Source organism: Xanthomonas sp. NCPPB 3570, from assembly GCF_056725115.1.
Genome location: NZ_CM161513.1, coordinates 1,827,205 through 1,844,911, shown reverse-complemented (window position 1 = coordinate 1,844,911; position 17,707 = coordinate 1,827,205). Strand labels below are relative to the sequence as shown.

Below are 17,707 nucleotides of genomic sequence, written 5' to 3'. Positions count from 1 at the left end.
AGGAACCCGCTTCTACGATTCCCCATTCCCGAATCCCCAATCCCGGCGCTTACGCGCGCTACAGCGCGCGTAAGCGCTCGATCGCCGCATCCAGCGTCGCCTCGTTCTTGGCGAAGCACAGCCGGGCAAGGCGCTGGGCGGGCGGCGGGTCCTGGTAGAACGGCGACAGCGGGATCGCCGCCACGCCCTTCTCGATGGTCAGCCACTTCACGAACTCGGTGTCGGGCAGGTCGCTGACCGCCGAATAGTCCACGAGCTGGAAGTAGCCGCCCGGCACCGGCAGCGGCTTCAGCCGGGTGCCCAGCAATTGTTCGCGGAAGCGGTCGCGCTTGGCCTGGTAGAACGCGCCGAGTTGCTCGTCGTGCTCCGGCTCCTCGCGGATCATCGCGGCGAAGGCGTGCTGGGCCGGGCCGAAGCTGGCGAAGGTGTTGTACTGGTGGACCTTGCGGAACTCGGCGCTGAGCGCCGGGGGCGCGATCGCGTAGCCGATCTTCCAGCCGGTGCAGTGGTAGGTCTTGCCGAAGCTGGAGACGACGAAGGCGCGCTCGCGCAGTTCCGGCCAGCGCAGCACCGACTCGTGGCGGCGGCCGTCGAACACGATGTGCTCGTAGACCTCGTCGGAGATCAGGAAGATGTCGCTGCCGCGCAGCAGCTCGGTCACCGCCTGCAGGTCGTCGGCACCGAACATCGCCCCGGACGGGTTGTGCGGGCTGTTGAGCATCAGCAGCCGGGTGCGCGGGGTGATCGCCGCACGTACGCGCTCCCAGTCCACCGCGAACGTGTGCGGGTCCAGCGGCACGTGCACCGCGCGTGCGCCGGCCAGGTCGATCGCCGGCTCGTAGCTGTCGTAGGCCGGATCCAGCACGATCACTTCCTCGCCCGGGCGTACCACCGCGTGGATGGCGTTGAACAGGGCCTCGGTGGCGCCGCTGGTGACGGTGACCTCGGTGTCGGCGTCGACCTGGGCGCCGTAGCAGCGCAGCGCCTTCTCGGCGATCGCCTGGCGCAGCGCCGGCACGCCGGTCATCGGCGGGTACTGGTTGTGGCCGTCGCGCATGGCCTGGTCCAGCGCCTCGATCAGCCGCGGCGGCACCGGGAAGTCCGGAAAGCCCTGGCCCAGGTTGACCGCGCCATGCTCGGCGGCCAGTTGCGACATCACGGTGAAGATGGTGGTGCCCACCTTGGGCAGCTTGGTCTGCGGATGCATGCGGGGGATCTGCGGGCAGCGGGAAAACGCCGAGTGTACGCAAAGCCGCTTGCCGGCGATGCGGCAACGGCCCGCCGCCCTTGCCGCGGTGCGCGCACATCGCCGCACATGGCCGCCGCCGGCATCCGCCGGACGCCCGCATGCCGATACAATGCGCGCCTTCCCTTGCCGCCCGCCGCCGCGCCATCGCCGCGGCCTTCGCCGATGACCGATCCGCTGTACACCCCGCCGCCGCTGCTGGCCGCGCACGGGCTCACGTTCGCCCGCGACGACGCCGCGGTGTTCGGTCCACTGGACTTCCACCTGGATGCCGGCGAGGCGCTGCTGGTGCAGGGCGACAACGGCGCCGGCAAGACCACCCTGCTGCGGGTGCTGGTCGGCCTGCTGCGCGCCGAGGCCGGGCGCATCGAGATCGACGGCCACCCGGTGCGGCGCGGCGACCGCGCCCGCTTCATGGCCTACCTGGGCCACCTCGGCGCGCTGAAGGCCGACCTCAGCACCCTGGAGAACCTGCACTATCTATGCGGGTTGCAGGGGCGCCGCGCCAAGCAGATGCCCGGCAGCGCCCTGGCCATCGTCGGCCTGGCCGGCTACGAGGACACCCTGGTGCGGCAGTTGTCGGCCGGGCAGAAGAAGCGCCTGGCACTGGCGCGGATGTGGCTGTCGCCGGCGCCGCTGTGGCTGCTCGACGAGCCCTACGCCAACCTCGACCTGGACGGCATCACCCTGGTCAACCGCATGATCGCCGCGCACCTGCGCAGCGGCGGCGCGGCCCTGGTCACCACCCATGGCGCCTACGCTGCCCCGCCCGTGCGCACGCGCATGCTGACCCTGAGCGGAGTCGCCGCATGAGCCTGGCCACGCCCGTTCCCTCGCTGTGGCAGGCCACCCGGGCGCTGCTGCTGCGCGACCTGCGCCTGCTGTGGCGGCGCCGCGGCGACGCGCTGCAGCCGGCGCTGTTCGCCCTGCTGATCGTGGCCCTGTTCGCGCTGGCGCTGGGCAACCAGCCGCGCCTGCTCGGCGAGGTGGCCGGTGCCGCGCTGTGGCTGGCGGTGCTGCTGGCCGGCCTGCTGGCGCTGGACAGCCTGTTCCGCAGCGATGCCGAGGACGGTTCGCTGGAGCAATGGCTGCTGGCACCGGTGCCGCTGGCCTGGCTGGTGCTGGTGCGCGTGCTGCTGCACTGGGTGACCACCGCCTTGCCACTGATCGTGGCCGCGCCGCTGCTCGGCGAATTGCTGCACCTGCCACATGACCGCATGCCGGTGCTGCTGGCATCGTTGGCGCTGGGGACCCCGCTGCTGAGCCTGCTCGGCGCGGTGGTCGCGGCGCTGACGGTGGGCATGAAGCGCGCCGGCATCCTGGTCGCGCTGCTGGCCTTGCCGCTGTACGTGCCGGTGCTGGTGTTCGGCGCCGGCAGCGTGGCGGCGGCGGCGCAGGGCCTGGATCCGGCCGGCGGCCTGCTGTTGCTGGCCGCGGGCCTGGTGGCGGGGCTGGTGCTGGCGCCGTTGGCGGCGGCCGCGGCGATCCGCATCTCGCTGAGCTGAGCCATTGGCGCAGCGCGGGCGCGGCGGCGGACGTACCATGCAAGCGCAGTGCTCCCTCGCCGTTCCGTCGTTGTCGCATCGCAAGTTGTCGCATCGAAGCCCGCCTTCCGCCAGCTAGAATCGTCCGCATGGCCTCTCTCGTCCGCTGGTTCCACCAACTCGGTTCGCCGCCGACCTTCGATCGCTTCGCGGCGCGCTGGACCCCGTGGTGCTACCTGGCGGCGCTGCTGCTGGCCGGCGTGGGCATCTGGCAGGCGCTGTTCGTGGTGCCGGCCGACCGCCTGCAGAGCGACGCCTTCCGCATCCTCTACATCCATGTGCCCAGCGCCTGGATGAGCCTGTTCGTGTTCGGCCTGATGGCCGTGTATGCCGCCATCGCCCAGGTGTGGCGGATCAAGCTGTGCGAGATCCTGGCGATGGCCTGCGCGCCGATCGGCGCCGCCTTCACCCTGATCACCCTGCTGACCGGCAGCATCTGGGGCAAGCCGATGTGGGGCGCCTGGTGGGACTGGGACCCGCGCCTGACCACCGAACTGATCCTGCTGTTCCTGTACATCGGCGTGATGGGCCTGTACCTGGCCATCGAGGACCGACGCACCGCCGCACGCGCGGCCGGGCTGCTGGCCATCGTCGGCGTGGTGCTGCTGCCGGTGATCCGCTATTCGGTGGTGTGGTGGAACTCGCTGCACCAGGGCCAGACCATCCGCCTGTTCGGCCAGTCCAGCATGGACCCGAGCATGCTGCCGCCGCTGTGGCTGATGGTGGCCGCGACCAAGTTCTGGTTCGCCGGCTCGCTGCTGGCGCGCGCGCGCGCCGACAACCTGCGCCGCGAGGCCGGCAAGGACTGGGTGACGCAGCTGGCGGAGGCGCGCGGATGAACTACCTGCCGTATGTGGTCGGCGCCTATGCGGTGTTCGCCGGGGTACTGCTGGCCGATTTCGTGCTGGCGCGGCTGCAGGTGCGCAACGCCCTGCGCGCGGCGCGGCTGCGCGCGCAACGCAAGCGCCAGGCCAAGGCCGAACCGGCGCCGCCGCTGGAGCTGAGCCGATGAACCCGCAGCGCAAGCGCCGCCTGCTGTGGCTGATGCTGCTGGTGCTGGCCGCCGGCCTGACCACCACCCTGGTGGCGATGGCGCTGCAGCGCAATGCCGCCTACCTGTACACCCCGGCCGAGGTGCTGACCGGCAAGACCGGCGCGCACGCGCGCTTCCGCCTCGGCGGCATGGTCGAGAAGGGCTCGTTCCAGCGCGCGCCCGGTTCGCTGCAGTCGCACTTCCGCGTCACCGACGGCGATGCGCAACTGACCGTGCGCTACGACCGGATCCTGCCCGACCTGTTCCGCGAGGGCCAGGCGGTGGTGGCCACCGGCAGCATGCACGACGGCGTGTTCGTCGCCGAGGACGTGCTGGCCAAGCACGACGAGACCTACATGCCGAAGGAACTGGCGGACAAGATGGGCAGCGCGCATCGCAAGCACGATGTGGGGGCGATGCAGTGAGGGGCTGGAGGGGCGGGAATCGGGATTGGGGAATGGGGAATGGTCCAAGCAAAAGCGCTGGCCCGTTCGTTGGTAGCACCGAGCAGCGTCGACGGAATATAGGGACTCCGCATTGCAAGGCGTGCATCCCGCATCCCGCGTCTGCGGATGGCAAGCATCTGGCGTCGTGTGCCCCCCTGCCCGCTCCCGCGTTCCGGCTCGAGCGCCATGCTGCCTGAGATCGGCCAGCTCCTGCTGATCCTTGCCCTGCTCACCGCCGTATTGCAGGCGGCGCTGCCGCTGGCCGGCGCGCAGCGCGGCGATGCGCGCTGGATGGGCGTGGCGCGGCCGGCCGCGTTCGCGCAACTGGCGCTGGTCGCCGGCGCCTTCGCGATCCTTACCCACGCCTTCGTGACCCAGGATTTCTCGGTGGCCTACGTCGCCGAGAACTCCAACTCGCTGCTGCCGCTGGTGTACCGCTACTCCGCGGTGTGGGGCGCGCACGAGGGCTCGCTGCTGCTGTGGACGCTGATCCTGGCGCTGTGGACCGGCGCGGTGGCGCTGTACTCGCGGCGCCTGCCGGCGCACGTTGTCGCGCGGGTGATCGGTACCCTGGCGCTGGTCAGCATCGGCTTCCTGGCGTTCCTGCTGTTCACCTCCAACCCGTTCGCGCGGCTGCTGCCGGCGCCGCTGGAAGGACGCGATCTCAATCCGCTGCTGCAGGATCCCGGCCTGGTGATCCATCCGCCGCTGCTGTACGCCGGCTATGTCGGCTTCGCGGTGCCGTTCGCCTTCGCCATCGCCGCGCTGCTGGACGGCCAGGTGGATGCGCGCTGGCTGCGCTGGACGCGGCCGTGGACCAATGTGGCCTGGGGCTTTTTGACCATCGGCATCGCCCTAGGCAGTTGGTGGGCGTACTACGAACTGGGCTGGGGCGGCTGGTGGTTCTGGGACCCGGTGGAGAACGCCAGCTTCATGCCCTGGCTGGCCGGCGCGGCGCTGCTGCATTCGCAGGCGGTCACCGAGAAACGCGGCAGCTTCGGCGCCTGGACCCTGCTGCTGGCGATCGCCGCGTTCTCGCTGTCGCTGCTCGGCACCTTCCTGGTGCGCTCGGGCGTGCTGACCAGCGTGCACTCCTTCGCCGCCGACCCCGCCCGCGGCCTGTTCATCCTGGTGTTCCTGAGCCTGCTGTGCGGCGGCGCGCTGCTGCTGTACGCACTGCGCGGCGGCCGCGTGGCGGCGGCGGCCGACGAGGCGCGGCAACGCTTCGCCCCGGCCTCGCGCGAGACCCTGCTGCTGGCCAACAACCTGCTGCTGACCTGTGCCTGCGCGATGGTGCTGCTGGGCACGCTGTATCCGCTGCTGGCCGATGCGCTGGACCTGGGCAAGCTGTCGGTGGGGCCGCCCTACTTCGGCACCTTGTTCATCGTGCTGATGGCGCCGCTGGTGGCGCTGCTGCCGTTCGGCCCGCTGACCCGCTGGCAGCGCGAACAGGCGTCGCGGCCGCTGGCGCTGCTGGCGCCGTGGGCGGGCCTGGCGCTGCTGGCCGGGGCGATCGGCTTCTTCCTGGCGCCGCAGGGTGCGTGGAAGACCGCCGCCGGCGTCGCCGCCGCGACCTGGGTGCTGCTGGGCACCGCGCGCTTCGTGTGGAGCCGGCGCCAGCTCAAGGGCAGCCGCTTCACCGCCGAGATGCTGGGCATGACCCTGGCCCACGCCGGCATCGCGGTGTTCCTGGCCGGCGCGCTGCTGGTCGAGGCGCTGGAGCAACAGCGCGAAGTGGCGCTGGCGCCGGGGCAGCACCTGGACCTGGGTCGCTACCGCTTCGAACTGCAGGGCCTGGACCAGCGCAAGGGCCCCAACTACGTGGCCGAGCGCGCGCACGTGCAGGTGTTGCGCGACGATCGCCCGCTGGCGCTGCTGCACCCGGAAAAGCGCCTGTACGCCAGCGGCGGCCAGAACATGACCGAAGCCGGCATCCATCCCGGCCTGTTCGGCGACGTGTACGTCGCCCTCGGCGAGCCGCTGGGCGGCAACGCCTGGGCGATGCGCGTGCACGTCAAACCTTTCGTGCGCTGGATCTGGCTTGGCGCGGCGCTGATGGCGCTGGGCGGTTTCGTCACCGCCGCCGACCGGCGCTTCCGTCGTTCTCCGGAGACCCCCTGATGTCCGCTCCCGCTCCACGTCGCCTGCCGCTGCCCGCCATCCTGCTGGGCGCGCTGTTCTTCCTCGGCCTGCTGGCGTTGATGGTGTATGCGGTGCAACGCTCCGGCAGCGCCGATCGCGACGCGCTGCCGTCGGCGCTGATCGGCAAGCCGGCGCCGGCGTTCGCACTGCCGTTGCTGCACGATGCCTCGATCCGCGTGCGCAGCAGCGAGCTGCTCGGCGCGCCGTACGTGCTCAACGTGTGGGGCAGCTGGTGCCCGGCCTGCCGCGAGGAACATCCGGTGCTGACCCGCTTCGCGCTGAGCAAGCGCGTGCGGGTGATCGGCTACGACTGGAAGGACAGCCGCGAGGATGCGCTGCGCTGGCTGGAGCAGTTGGGCAATCCGTTCCTGGCGGTGCTGTTCGATCCCGAGGGGCGCACCGCGATCGACTGGGGCGTGGCCGCGGCGCCGGAGACCTTCCTGGTCGATGCGCGCGGCGTGGTGCGCTGGAAGCATGCCGGCCCGCTGACCGATGCGATCATCCGCGACGAACTGCTGCCGGCGTTGGAGAAGGCCGAGCGCGACGCCCCGCCGACGCGCACCCAGGGCAAGGCCACGCCATGAGCCAGCACCGCCGGCCTGCGCTGCGGCTGGGCCTGCTGGCGCTGCTGGCGTGGTCCACGCTGGCTGGCGCCGAACCGGTGTCCGATCCGACCCCGCTGGCCTACCGCTCCGCCGCCGAGGAGGCGCGCTTCCATGCGCTGACCGCGGAACTGCGCTGCGTGCAATGCCAGAACCAGTCGCTGGCCGACTCGCACGCGCAGATCGCCATGGACCTGCGCCGCGAAGTGCTGGAGCTGATGCACCAGGGCAAGTCGGATGCGCAGATCAAGCAGTTCCTGGTCGATCGCTACGGCGAGTTCGTGCTGTACCGGCCGCAGCTGGAAGCGCGCACCTGGCTGCTGTGGTTCGGCCCTTTGCTGCTGCTGGCCGGCGGCGCCGTGGTGCTGATCCGGATGGTGCGGCGACGCGCGCCGGCAGCGACCGCACTGCCGCTGCAGGACGAACAGGAATGGTGAGGCGATGCTGAGTTGGGGCATGTCGGCCGCGGCGGTGGCGCTGGCGGCGCTGGTGTTCGCGGTGGTGCTGTGGCCGCTGCGCAGCCGCGGCCGCAAGGGCGCGGTGCTGGCGGTGGCGATCCTGGCACTGGGCGTGGCGACGTCGGCGCTGTATGCGCTGGTCGGCACGCCGCGCGCCCTGCAGGCGCAGAACCGCGAGGCACCACGCACGCTCGAGGACGGCGTGAAGCAATTGCAGGCGGCACTGGCGAAGGATCCCAACCGGGCCGACGGCTGGGCCTTGCTCGGCCGCAGCCAGATGTCGCTGGGCCACCACGCCGAGGCTGCGGCCGCATTCGCACGAGCGGTGCGCCTGGCGCCGGAGCAGGCACCGTTGCTGATCGAGGCGGCCGAGGCGCGTGCGATGGCCAACCCGCAACGGCAGTTCGACGACCAGGCGCTGGCCTGGCTGCAGCACGCCCTGCAATTGGCGCCGGGCAGCGAACGCGGCGCCTGGTTCCTGGGCATCGCCCAGCGCCAGCGCGGCCAGGACGCCGCCGCCGCGGCCACCTGGGAAGCGCTGTTGCCGCGCGTGGACGCGGCCACCGCCGCGGCGCTGCGGCCGCAGATCGATGCGGCGCGCAGCGCGGCCGGCCTGCCGGCGCTGCCCGCTGGCGGCACCGCCGCCACGGCGCAGGATGCGAAGGCGCCGGCGAGCACCGGCCTGACCGTGGCCGTGTCGCTGGACCCGGCGTTCGCCGCCCGCGTGCGCCTGCGCGGCGACGCCAGCGTGTTCGTGATCGCGCGCGTGCCAGGCGGCCCGCCGATGCCGGTGGCGGTGCAGAAGCATCCGCTGCAAGCGCTGCCGTTGCGGCTGACGCTGAGCGACGCGGACAGCCCGATGCCGACGCAGAAGCTCTCGCAACTGCAGCAGGTGCAGGTGGTCGCGCGGCTGTCGACCAGCGGCAACGCGATGCGCCAGGAGGGCGATCTGGAATCGGAACCGGTGACGGTGACCCTGCCGGCGACCGCGCCGGTGGAGCTGGTGATCGGCAAGCCCTGACCACTGCGACCTCGTGCAGACGCGGGGGATGTCGACCGCCGCCAGAGGCGCCTCCCGCAATGGCGGGAGCATCGCGTAGGAGCGGCTTCAGCCGCGACGGCATTGCAGGTAACGTGCGTCGCGGCTGAAGCCGCTCCTACGCGGCAAAAACGGTTCGTACAAGCCGAGCCGGCGTCTGCGCAGCCAGCGATGGCCATCGCCATCGGCATGCTGCATCTCGCACCACGCATACGCCGGATGCGCAATCGCGCGGCTAGAATCGAGACATGACCGAATTCATCCCACCCGGCAGCCGCTTCCTCGCCCTGCCCTCGCCGTTCCCGATGAAGCGTGGCGGCCAGTTGCACGGCGCGCGGGTCGCCTACGAAACCTGGGGCACGCTGTCGGCCGCACGCGACAACGCGATCCTGATCGTCACCGGGCTGTCGCCCGATGCGCATGCCGCGGCCAATGCCGACGATCCCACGCCCGGCTGGTGGGAAGGCATGCTCGGCCCGGGCAAGCCGATCGACACGCAGCGCTGGTTCGTGATCTGCGTGAACTCGCTGGGCAGTTGCAAGGGCTCGACCGGCCCGGCCTCGCCGCATCCGGACGACGGCCAGCCGTACCGCCTGCGCTTCCCCGAGCTGTCGATCGAGGACGGCGCCGATGCCGCCGCGCAGGTGGTGCGGGCGCAGGACATCGCGCAACTGGCCTGCGTGATCGGCAACTCGATGGGCGGCATGACCGCACTGGCGCTGCTGCACCGGCATCCCGGTCTGGCGCGCAGCCACATCAACATCTCCGGCAGCGCGCAGGCGCTGCCGTTCTCGATCGCGATCCGTTCGCTGCAACGCGAGGCGATCCGGCTGGACCCGAACTGGAACGGCGGCGACTACGACGAGGCCACCTATCCCGAGTCGGGCATGCGCATGGCGCGCAAGCTCGGCGTGATCACCTACCGCTCGGCGCTGGAATGGGACGGCCGCTTCGGCCGCGTGCGCCTGGATTCGGACCAGACCGACGACGATCCGTTCGGCCTGGAATTCCAGGTCGAAAGCTATCTCGAAGGCCATGCCCGCCGCTTCGTGCGCCGCTTCGATCCGAATTGCTATCTGTATCTGAGCCGCTCGATGGACTGGTTCGACTTGGCCGAACCTGCCGGCGGCGACGTGCTCGCCGGCATCGCCACGATCCGCGTCGAGCGCGCCCTGGCGATCGGCGCCAACACCGACATCCTGTTCCCGGTGCAGCAGCAGCAACAGATCGCCGACGGCCTGCGCGCCGGCGGCGCACAGGCGCAGTTCCTGGGGCTGGATTCGCCGCAGGGGCACGATGCGTTCCTGGTGGATTTCGCGCGGTTCGGACCGGCGGTGCGGGCGTTTCTGGACGCGCTGTAGCAGCTGCGCGCAGTTGCACGTCCGCCATGGCGCGCGGGTGATGACGCATTTCGCTCGTCGTGGCTGATCCCACGCAAGGGAACACGCTCCGCTCCTGCACGCGCAATGGTGCGAAAAGCCAGGGGCCTGCATCCCTGATTCCATCTCAGACCTCGGCCTGAAAGGCGCCAGATGGCGCTGTAGGAGCGGCTTCAGCCGCGACCGGCGTTCCCGGTCAGGCCGGGTCGCGGCTGAAGCCGCTCCTACAAAGTGCTGCGCAGTAGCGCTAGGTTTCGACCTGCAGTTGCCCGTCCTGCAAGCGATAACGCACATGCACCACGCCCTCGGGCAGCGCATCGTGGCTGATCAGCAGCAGGCTGCGCGGGCCAAGGGCCTGCGCCAGGTCGCGCAGCAGCGCCTGCGCGGTGTCCACGTCCAGGCCTTCGGTGGGTTCGTCCAGCACCAGCAGCGGTGCCTCGCGCAGCAGGGCGCGGGCCAGGGCCAAGCGCCGCGCCTGGCCGGCGGACATGGTGGCGCCGTTTTCGCCGAGCCAGGCGTCGAGGCCACCGACCTCGTGCAGCCAGGTGTCGAGCCGCACGTCGGCGAGCACGCGCTGCAGGCGCGCATCGTCGGCTGCGGGATCGCCCAGACGCAGGTTGTCGCGCACGCTGCCGGCGAACACCGGCGCGCCCTGCGGCAGCCAGGCAATGCGTCGGTGCCACTGCGCCTCGGCGACCTCGCGCAGGTCCACGCCGGCGTAGCGGACGCTGCCCTGTTGCGGATCCCACAACCGCAGCAGCAAGGCCGACAGTGTGGTCTTGCCGCTGCCGCTATCGCCGGAGAGGGCGATGCGCTCGCCCGGCGCGATGCGCAGGGTCACACCGTCGAGCACGCGCCGGGTCTCGCCCGGCCAGGCGAAGACGACGTGGTCGAACTGCACTTCGCCCGTGGCCGGCAGCGCCTGCGGCTGCGCCGGGTCGAGCACCGGCGGTGCCTGCCCGGCGATCGCCTGCAGGCGCCGCGCGGCGACGCGACCGGACTGCAGTGCCTGCCAGGCCAGGCCGGCGCCGGCCCAGACCTCGAGCAGGGCCACGGTCAGGAACACCAGGCCCGCCGCCTGTTCGGCGCTGATCGCATCGGCACGCGCTGCCCCCAGCGCCACCCACAGCATCGCCAGCAGGCCCAGCGCCGCGCACAGCGCGTGCAGCGCGTTACCGCCGATCAACCGCTGCCGCTGGCGCCGATCTTCGCTGCGCAGCGCCTGCGCGCTGGCGTCCACGCGCGCGATCCAGGCGGCCTGCGCCTCGAGCGCGGCCAGGTCGGCGGCGCCTTCCAGGCCTTCGTAGGCCAGCGTGCGCAGGGCTTCGCGCTGCTGCGCGCGTGCGCGTTCGCGGGCTTCGCCGCCGCGCGCCACCACCCACTGCACGCCGACGCCGATCGCCAGCGCCAGCGCGGCCAGCACCAGCGCCGCCGGCCAGTGGATCGCCGCCGCCGCGGCGATGCCGATCGCGCCGACGCCGAGCAGCGCCGCCAGCGGCGCCAGCGCGCGCACCACCAGGCCGTCGACCTCGCCGATGTCCGACATCAGCCGCGCCAGCAACTCGCCGGTGCGGCTGGCGCCGAGCCGCGCCGGCGCCAGCGGCAGCGCGCGGCGGAAGAACCACACGCGCAGGTCGCGTGCGATGCGCAGGGTGGCGTCGTGCCCGACCAGCTTTTCGCCATAGCGCGAGGCGATGCGGGCGAAGGTCAGTGCGCGGATGCCCGCCGAGGGCGAGAAGAAATTGAACCCGCTGCCCATGCCGACCGCGCCGGCCAGCGCCGCGGCGGTGAGGAAGCCGCCGGACAGGCCGAGCAGCCCGACTCCGGCCAGCATCGTGCACAGCACCAGCAGCGCGGTCAGCAGCAGGCGGCCGAGATGGCGGCCGAACACGCCGCGCAAGGTGTCGCGGGTGCCGCCGCTCATGGCAGCGTCTCCTGCGTCGCGGTGGATGCGTCGCGCGCCGGCAGCCGCAGCACCGCATCGGCCCAGCGCATCGCCGCTTCGCTGTGGGTGGCGACGATCACGCTGCGGCCGCGGGCGAACTCCGCCAGCGTGCGCAGCAGGTCCGCTTCGGTATCCGCATCCAGGAACGCGGTCGGTTCGTCGAGCAACAGCAGTTCCGGATCGCGCAGCAACAGCCGGGCCAGGCCGATACGGCGCGCTTCGCCGCCCGACAGGCCGAAACCGCGCTCGCCGATCGGCGTGTCCAGGCCCTGCGGCAGACGTGCTGCGAAACGCAGCACCTGCGCCGCCTCGGCCGCCGCGCGCACCTGCGCATCGCTGGCCTGCGGATCGGCCAGGCGCAGGTTGTCGGCGATGCTGCCGTGGAACAGATACGGGCGCTGTCCCGCGTAGCCGATGCGCAGCCCTGCGCGCACCTGCAAGGCGCCCGCACGCGGCGGCAGCCATCCGGCCAGCGCTTCCAGCAGCGTGCTCTTGCCGCTGCCGCTGGGGCCGACCAGGGCCAGGCGCTGTCCGGCATGCAGGTCGAACTCCAGGCCCTGCACGGCATCGCAACGCGCACCCAGTGGCCGCAGGTGCAGCGCGCGCGCCTGCAGCAGCGGTACCGTACGCGACGCGCTTGTGGCCGGTGCGGCGACCGGCGCGGCATTGGCATCGATAGCGGTAGCGGCATCGTTCGGCACGGCGGCACCCTCAGCGCGTGCTGCCGGCGCATCCGAGGCCTGCGGCAGGCCTTCCAGCAGGCGCTCCACCTCCGCCGCCGCGGCCAGCGCATTGGCGCGGTCGTGGTAATGCGCGGCCAGGCGCCGCAGCGGCGCGTAGAACTCCGGCGCCAGCAGCAGGCAGAACACGCCGGTGCCCAGGGTCGGCACGCTGGCGTGCAGGGCGATCATGCCGAGGTAGCTCAGGCCAAGGTATAGCGCGACGATGGCGACGCTGACCGAGGCGAAGAACTCCAGCACGGTGGACGACAGGAACGCGATGCGCAGCACTTTCAGGGTGCGCTCGCGCACGCCCTCGGCGGCGGCGGCAATGCCGCGCAGTTCGTCCTCGCCGCGCCCGTACAGGCGCAACAGGCCCAGGCCCTTGAGGCGGTCGGCGAAGTGTCCGCCCATCCGCGCCAGTTCACGCAGTTGGCGGCGGCCGGCGGCCTCGGCGCCCCAGCCCACCAGCATCATGAAGATCGGCACCAGCGGCGCGGTGAACAACAGGATCAGCCCGACCACCCAGTCGCTCCACACCACCGCCAGCACGATCAGCAGCGGCACCACGCTCACTTCCCAGCGCGCGGGCCGGTAGCCGGCGTAGTAACCGTCCAGCGCATCGCCATGCGCCAGCAGCAGTTCGCCCAGTTCGCCGTTGCGCTGCCCGCGCAGCCACAGCGGGCCGCGCTGCAGCAGTTGCCGGTACACGCGCCGACGCAGCGCGAGTTTGGCCGCATCCGCGACATCGCCGGCGGCACGCTGCGCGGCGGCGCCGAGCCCGGCGCGCAGGACCAGCATCAGCGCCAGCAGGCCGAAGACCGGCAACGCCTGCGCCAGCTCGCGCCGCTCGACCAGCAGCGCCTGCACCAGCCAGGCGATGGCGCCAGCCTGCACGATCAGCAGCGCGCCGGACACGCTGATGGCGGCCGCGGCCAGGCGCTGGCGGCCGCGCGCCGCGGCGGCCAGGGCCTCCAGCCAACGCATGCGCTGCTGCCGCTGCTGCGGCGTGTCGGCGGGCGGTGCGGCGGACGGCTCGGCGGAATCGGTCAAAACGGACTCGGCGCGGCGAACGAAGCCGCCAGTTTAGCGGGGAAGGCGCTTCCGGGCCGGAACCACCGTGGCCGCCACGATGCCGGGCACGCCGGTTTCGCACATTGATCTGAATCAAGGTCGAACGCGCTCGAGCGGCGGAAGATCGCCTCCAATCTCCCGCCACTCGGCCACCCAGATGCACATTTTCCACGAGGTAGCACAGCCATGATCGACACCACTGTCGTAGAGCTGTCGCGGCTGCAGTTCGCCATGACCGCGATGTACCACTTCCTGTTCGTCCCGCTCACCCTGGGCCTGTCCTTCATGATCGCGATCATGGAGAGCGTGTACGTCATGACCCGCAAGGACGTGTGGCGGCGCATGACCCTGTTCTGGGGCGTGCTGTTCGGCATCAACTTCGCGATGGGCGTGGCCACCGGCATCGTGATGGAGTTCCAGTTCGGCATGAACTGGTCCTACTACAGCCACTACGTCGGCGACATCTTCGGCGCGCCGCTGGCGATCGAAGGGCTGATGGCGTTCTTCCTGGAAGCGACCTTCATCGGCCTGTTCTTCTTCGGCTGGAGCAAGCTCACGCCGGTCAAGCACCTGATGGTGACCTGGCTGATGGCGCTGGGCACCAACCTGTCGGCGGTGTGGATCCTGATCGCCAACGGCTGGATGCAGAACCCGACGGGCGCGGTGTTCAACCCAGACACCATGCGCATGGAAGTGGTCGACTTCATGGCGGTGGTGTTCAACCCGGTGGCGCAGGCCAAGTTCGTGCACACGGTCAGCGCCGGCTACGTGACCGGCGCCGTGTTCGTGATGTCGATCAGCGCGCTGTACCTGCTGCGCGGCAAGCACCGCGACATCGCGCGGCGCTCGTTCGCGGTGGCCGCCGCGTTCGGCCTGGCGTCCTCGCTGTCGGTGGTGGTGCTGGGCGACGAGAGCGGCTACGCCGCCAACGAACACCAGAAGATGAAGCTGGCCGCGATCGAGGCGATGTGGGAAACCGAGCAGGCGCCGGCCGACTTCACCGCCTTCGGCATCCCCAACCAGGCCACCGGCAAGAACGACTACGCGATCAAGGTGCCGTACCTGATGGGCCTGATCGCCACGCGCTCGCTGCACACGCCGGTGCCGGGCATCCTGGAGCTGGTCAAGCGCGCCGAGCATCGCGTGCGCGGCGGGCAGATCGCCTACGGCGCGCTGCAGCGGCTCAAGGCCAACCGCAACGACGCCGAGGCGCGCGCGGTGTTCGATCGCCACTGGCAGGACCTGGGCCACGGCCTGCTGCTCAAGCGCTACCGCGAGGACATCCTCAACGCTACCCCGGAGGAGATCGCCAAGGCCGCGCTGGACACCGTTCCGCGCGTACTGCCGCTGTTCTGGACGTTCCGGGTGATGGCCGGCCTGGGCTTCTACCTGATCGCGTTCTTCGCCGCGGCGCTGTGGTTCTCGTGCAAGCACAACTTCGAGGACAAGCGCTGGTTCCTGAAGCTGGCGCTGTGGACCCTGCCGGCGCCGTGGATCGCGATCGAGTGCGGCTGGTTCGTCGCCGAGTACGGCCGCCAGCCGTGGGCGGTGGAAGGCGTGCTGCCGACCTTCTATGCCGCCTCCGGCCTGGCCCTGCACGACATCCTGATCACCCTCGCCGGCTTCGTGGCGATCTACACCACGCTGCTGATCATCGAGATCAAGCTGATGCTCAAGGCGATCCGCAAGGGGCCGGACGACCTGCCGGCCCTGCTGCAACCCGCCCCGCGTCCCGTCACCCCGATCGCCGCACCTGCGGCCGCCGGCCACCTCTGATTCCGGCAGGAGACACACCATGGACTTCATTGCATTGGACTACACCACGCTGCGCGTGATCTGGTGGCTGCTGCTGGGCATCCTGCTGATCGGCTTCGCGGTGATGGACGGATTCGACCTGGGCGTCGGCGCGCTGCTGCCGTTCGTGGCCAAAACCGACGCCGAACGCCGGCTGGTGGTGAACACCATCGGCCCCGTCTGGGAGGGCAACCAGGTCTGGTTGATCCTGGGCGGCGGCGCGATCTTCGCTGCTTTCCCGCCGCTGTACGCAGTCAGCTTCTCCGGCTTCTACCTGGCCATGTTCGTGATCCTGTTCGCGCTGATCCTGCGCCCGGTCGGGTTCAAGTTCCGCGGCAAGCTGCCCGGCCAGCGCTGGCGCAACGGCTGGGACTGGGCGCTGTTCCTCGGCGGCTTCATCCCGGCGCTGATCATGGGCGTGGCGGTGGGCAACGTGCTGCTGGGCGTGCCGTTCCACTTCGACGACACCCTGCGGGTGTTCTACACCGGCAGCTTCTTCGGCCTGCTGATGCCGTTCGCCCTGCTCGCCGGCCTGCTCAGTGTGAGCATGCTGGTGGCGCACGGCGCGGCGATGCTGGTGCTGAAGACCAACGGCCCGGTGGCCGAGCGCGCGGCGCGCTACGGCAGCATCGCCGCCCTGGTGGCCTGCGCGCTGTTCGCCGGCGCCGGGGTGTGGGTGGCCACCGGCCTGCCCGGCTACGCGGTCACCTCGCAGGTGGTCACCGACGGCGCCACCAACCCGCTGCTGAAGACCGCCGTGCTCGGCGAGGTCGGCGGCTGGATGCACAACTACCAGACCATGCCGCTGACCGCCCTGGCCCCGGCCGCCGGCCTGCTCGGCCTGCTGCTCAGCGCGGTGCTGCTGCGCAAGCGCCGCGGCGGCCTGGCGTTCATCGCCTCCGGTGCGGCCATCGCCGGCATCATCCTGACCGTGGGCTTTGCGATCTTCCCGTTCCTGCTGCCCTCCTCCAGCCAGCCCGGCTCCAGCCTGACCGTGTGGGACGCCTCCAGCAGCCACCTGACCCTGTGGATCATGCTGCTGGCCACCGTGGTGTTCCTGCCGATCATCCTCGGCTACACCACCTGGGTGTACCGCGTGCTCAAGGGCAAGGTCACCGCCGCCTCCCTGGACGACAACCCCAACGCGTACTGACGCGCCCGCAAGGAGAAACGATCATGTGGTACTTCGCCTGGATTCTTGGTGTGGGCCTGGCCTCCACCGCCGCCATCCTCAACGGCATGTGGTTCGAGGCGCGCGAGCGCAACGCGGCGGATGCCGCCGCCGCGGGGGACTGAAATTTTTTTGCAAAGGCGCTTGCCGAATGCGGAAGACCTCCGTATCATGTGCGGCTCCTTCGGGGTGTAGCTCAGTCTGGTAGAGCGCTACGTTCGGGACGTAGAGGTCGCAGGTTCGAATCCTGTCTCCCCGACCAGTTTCAAGGTCACAAGAAGCCTGGAAAACCATCGTTTTCCGGGTTTTTTTGTGCCTGCAATCCGGTCTCGCGACGGTGTGGCGTCGCCCCCGCATTGCTACGGTGTGCCTGGCCCGTTGCGGCGGCAACGCGGATCGGTCTGCACGACGGCGAACATCGGCACCGCACCGATCCCGGTGATGCACATCAGTGTCCATCGTGGGAACCGCTGCTCGCATCCTGCCCCCTGTCTCGGCATTGCGTCAGCGGCCCGAGCGCATCCGCGCCCGCCCTCCCGACGAGTGAGAAGGACACTTCCATGCCCGGCAAAACCATCCACACCCTGATTACCTGGATTCCCGATTCCTCCAACGATGGAGAGCGCGAGGCAAAACGCCTCCATGCCAAATTCGCGGCCTATTCGAACGTGATCGACGGCCGCAAGCTCACCAGCAGCGCACTGGACGGCTACATGAGTCTGATTGTGGTCGGCCACCGCAGCGAACTGCTCAAGAGCGGCGTGCTTGGCAGCCTGAGCACGCTGGTGCGTGGCTCGCAATGCCCCTGGGTGGTGCTGGCGAACTGCGCCAGCGGCACCGCGACGCAACAGGGCACGCTCGGCGATAACGAACTGTGGGAGCCGGCCCAGAAACTCGCCAATGACCTGAAGATCCGGGTCTCCGGTACCACGCGCGCGCTGACCTTCGACGAGGTCGGCCAGGGAACGGCCTTTGCGCTTGCCCTCGGCGAAGTGCTGATCCGCTCCAATCCCGCCGGCACGAGCGGACTCTGGAAGGACTTCCACCCGCAGGACGGCATCGAGCAAATCACGCAAGGCTTGCGCAACCTGTAAACGCCCCGGCGCCACTTCGCG

Annotated in this window: 17 protein-coding genes and 1 tRNA gene; 15 read left to right on the top strand and 3 right to left on the bottom strand. The window is 70.6% G+C overall.

Going from position 1 to position 17,707, the window contains the following annotated elements; genetic code table 11:
- Positions 1-58: 58 nt before the first annotated feature.
- Positions 59-1,207, bottom strand: coding sequence for a pyridoxal phosphate-dependent aminotransferase (locus AC1PLR_RS08110; RefSeq protein WP_481103221.1), 1,149 nt, complete (start codon positions 1,205-1,207; stop codon positions 59-61).
- Here AC1PLR_RS08110 and ccmA point away from each other — a divergent pair.
- From ccmA to metX, 10 genes are all read left to right on the top strand, one after another.
- Positions 1,133-2,059, top strand: coding sequence for a heme ABC exporter ATP-binding protein CcmA (gene ccmA, locus AC1PLR_RS08105; protein WP_481103220.1), 927 nt, complete (start codon positions 1,133-1,135; stop codon positions 2,057-2,059). The genes AC1PLR_RS08110 and ccmA overlap by 75 nt on opposite strands.
- Positions 2,056-2,751: a heme exporter protein CcmB gene (gene ccmB, locus AC1PLR_RS08100; protein WP_017907306.1), complete on the top strand. Its 696-nt coding sequence runs from the start codon at positions 2,056-2,058 to the stop codon at positions 2,749-2,751. The genes ccmA and ccmB overlap by 4 nt, the downstream gene beginning before the upstream one ends.
- 128 nt (positions 2,752-2,879) lie before the next feature.
- Entirely contained in the window at positions 2,880-3,629 is a 750-nt protein-coding gene (ccmC, locus tag AC1PLR_RS08095; RefSeq protein WP_010343777.1) for a heme ABC transporter permease CcmC, read from the top strand.
- Complete coding sequence (locus AC1PLR_RS08090; RefSeq protein ID WP_010343776.1) at positions 3,626-3,802, top strand: heme exporter protein CcmD; 177 nt, start codon at positions 3,626-3,628, stop codon at positions 3,800-3,802. The genes ccmC and AC1PLR_RS08090 overlap by 4 nt, the downstream gene beginning before the upstream one ends.
- Entirely contained in the window at positions 3,799-4,248 is a 450-nt protein-coding gene (gene ccmE, locus AC1PLR_RS08085; RefSeq protein ID WP_481103219.1) for a cytochrome c maturation protein CcmE, read from the top strand. Before AC1PLR_RS08090 ends, ccmE begins: the two co-directional genes overlap by 4 nt.
- Before the next feature lie 207 nt (positions 4,249-4,455).
- A complete protein-coding gene (locus tag AC1PLR_RS08080; RefSeq protein WP_481098438.1) occupies positions 4,456-6,390 on the top strand; it encodes a heme lyase CcmF/NrfE family subunit in 1,935 nt (644 codons plus the stop codon).
- Positions 6,390-6,995 (top strand): DsbE family thiol:disulfide interchange protein, encoded by a 606-nt coding sequence (locus tag AC1PLR_RS08075; RefSeq protein ID WP_420010107.1) that lies wholly within the window; start codon positions 6,390-6,392, stop codon positions 6,993-6,995. Before AC1PLR_RS08080 ends, AC1PLR_RS08075 begins: the two co-directional genes overlap by 1 nt.
- Positions 6,992-7,450, top strand: a complete 459-nt coding sequence (locus AC1PLR_RS08070; RefSeq protein ID WP_017907310.1) for a cytochrome c-type biogenesis protein — start codon at positions 6,992-6,994, stop codon at positions 7,448-7,450. Before AC1PLR_RS08075 ends, AC1PLR_RS08070 begins: the two co-directional genes overlap by 4 nt.
- Positions 7,451-7,454: 4 nt before the next feature.
- Entirely contained in the window at positions 7,455-8,492 is a 1,038-nt protein-coding gene (locus tag AC1PLR_RS08065; protein WP_481103218.1) for a tetratricopeptide repeat protein, read from the top strand.
- 266 nt (positions 8,493-8,758) lie between these two features.
- Positions 8,759-9,871, top strand: coding sequence for a homoserine O-acetyltransferase MetX (metX, locus tag AC1PLR_RS08060; RefSeq protein WP_481103217.1), 1,113 nt, complete (start codon positions 8,759-8,761; stop codon positions 9,869-9,871).
- Positions 9,872-10,136: 265 nt separating this feature from the next.
- Here the strand turns inward: metX and cydC are convergent, their stop codons facing one another.
- Together cydC and cydD are read right to left on the bottom strand one after the other, a co-directional pair.
- The gene (gene cydC, locus AC1PLR_RS08055; RefSeq protein WP_481103216.1) at positions 10,137-11,813 is read right to left on the bottom strand and encodes a thiol reductant ABC exporter subunit CydC; all 1,677 of its coding nucleotides are present in this window, start codon (positions 11,811-11,813) and stop codon (positions 10,137-10,139) included.
- Positions 11,810-13,540: a thiol reductant ABC exporter subunit CydD gene (gene cydD / locus AC1PLR_RS08050; RefSeq protein ID WP_481103558.1), complete on the bottom strand. Its 1,731-nt coding sequence runs from the start codon at positions 13,538-13,540 to the stop codon at positions 11,810-11,812. The genes cydC and cydD overlap by 4 nt, the downstream gene beginning before the upstream one ends.
- 273 nt (positions 13,541-13,813) lie before the next feature.
- Here cydD and AC1PLR_RS08045 point away from each other — a divergent pair, with 273 nt between their 5' ends.
- The 5 genes from AC1PLR_RS08045 to AC1PLR_RS08025 all read left to right on the top strand — a co-directional run bounded on the left by AC1PLR_RS08045 (position 13,814) and on the right by AC1PLR_RS08025 (position 17,686).
- Complete coding sequence (locus AC1PLR_RS08045) at positions 13,814-15,403, top strand: cytochrome ubiquinol oxidase subunit I (protein ID WP_209246905.1); 1,590 nt, start codon at positions 13,814-13,816, stop codon at positions 15,401-15,403.
- Positions 15,404-15,422: 19 nt separating this feature from the next.
- Positions 15,423-16,574, top strand: coding sequence for a cytochrome d ubiquinol oxidase subunit II (cydB, locus tag AC1PLR_RS08040; RefSeq protein WP_267096658.1), 1,152 nt, complete (start codon positions 15,423-15,425; stop codon positions 16,572-16,574).
- 23 nt (positions 16,575-16,597) lie between these two features.
- Positions 16,598-16,717, top strand: coding sequence for a cytochrome bd-I oxidase subunit CydX (cydX, locus tag AC1PLR_RS08035; protein ID WP_481103215.1), 120 nt, complete (start codon positions 16,598-16,600; stop codon positions 16,715-16,717).
- Between the two features lie 60 nt (positions 16,718-16,777).
- Positions 16,778-16,854 (top strand) — tRNA-Pro (locus AC1PLR_RS08030).
- A gap of 298 nt (positions 16,855-17,152) precedes the next feature.
- The gene (locus tag AC1PLR_RS08025; protein ID WP_481103214.1) at positions 17,153-17,686 is read left to right on the top strand and encodes a hypothetical protein; all 534 of its coding nucleotides are present in this window, start codon (positions 17,153-17,155) and stop codon (positions 17,684-17,686) included.
- The last annotated feature ends 21 nt before the right edge of the window (positions 17,687-17,707 follow it).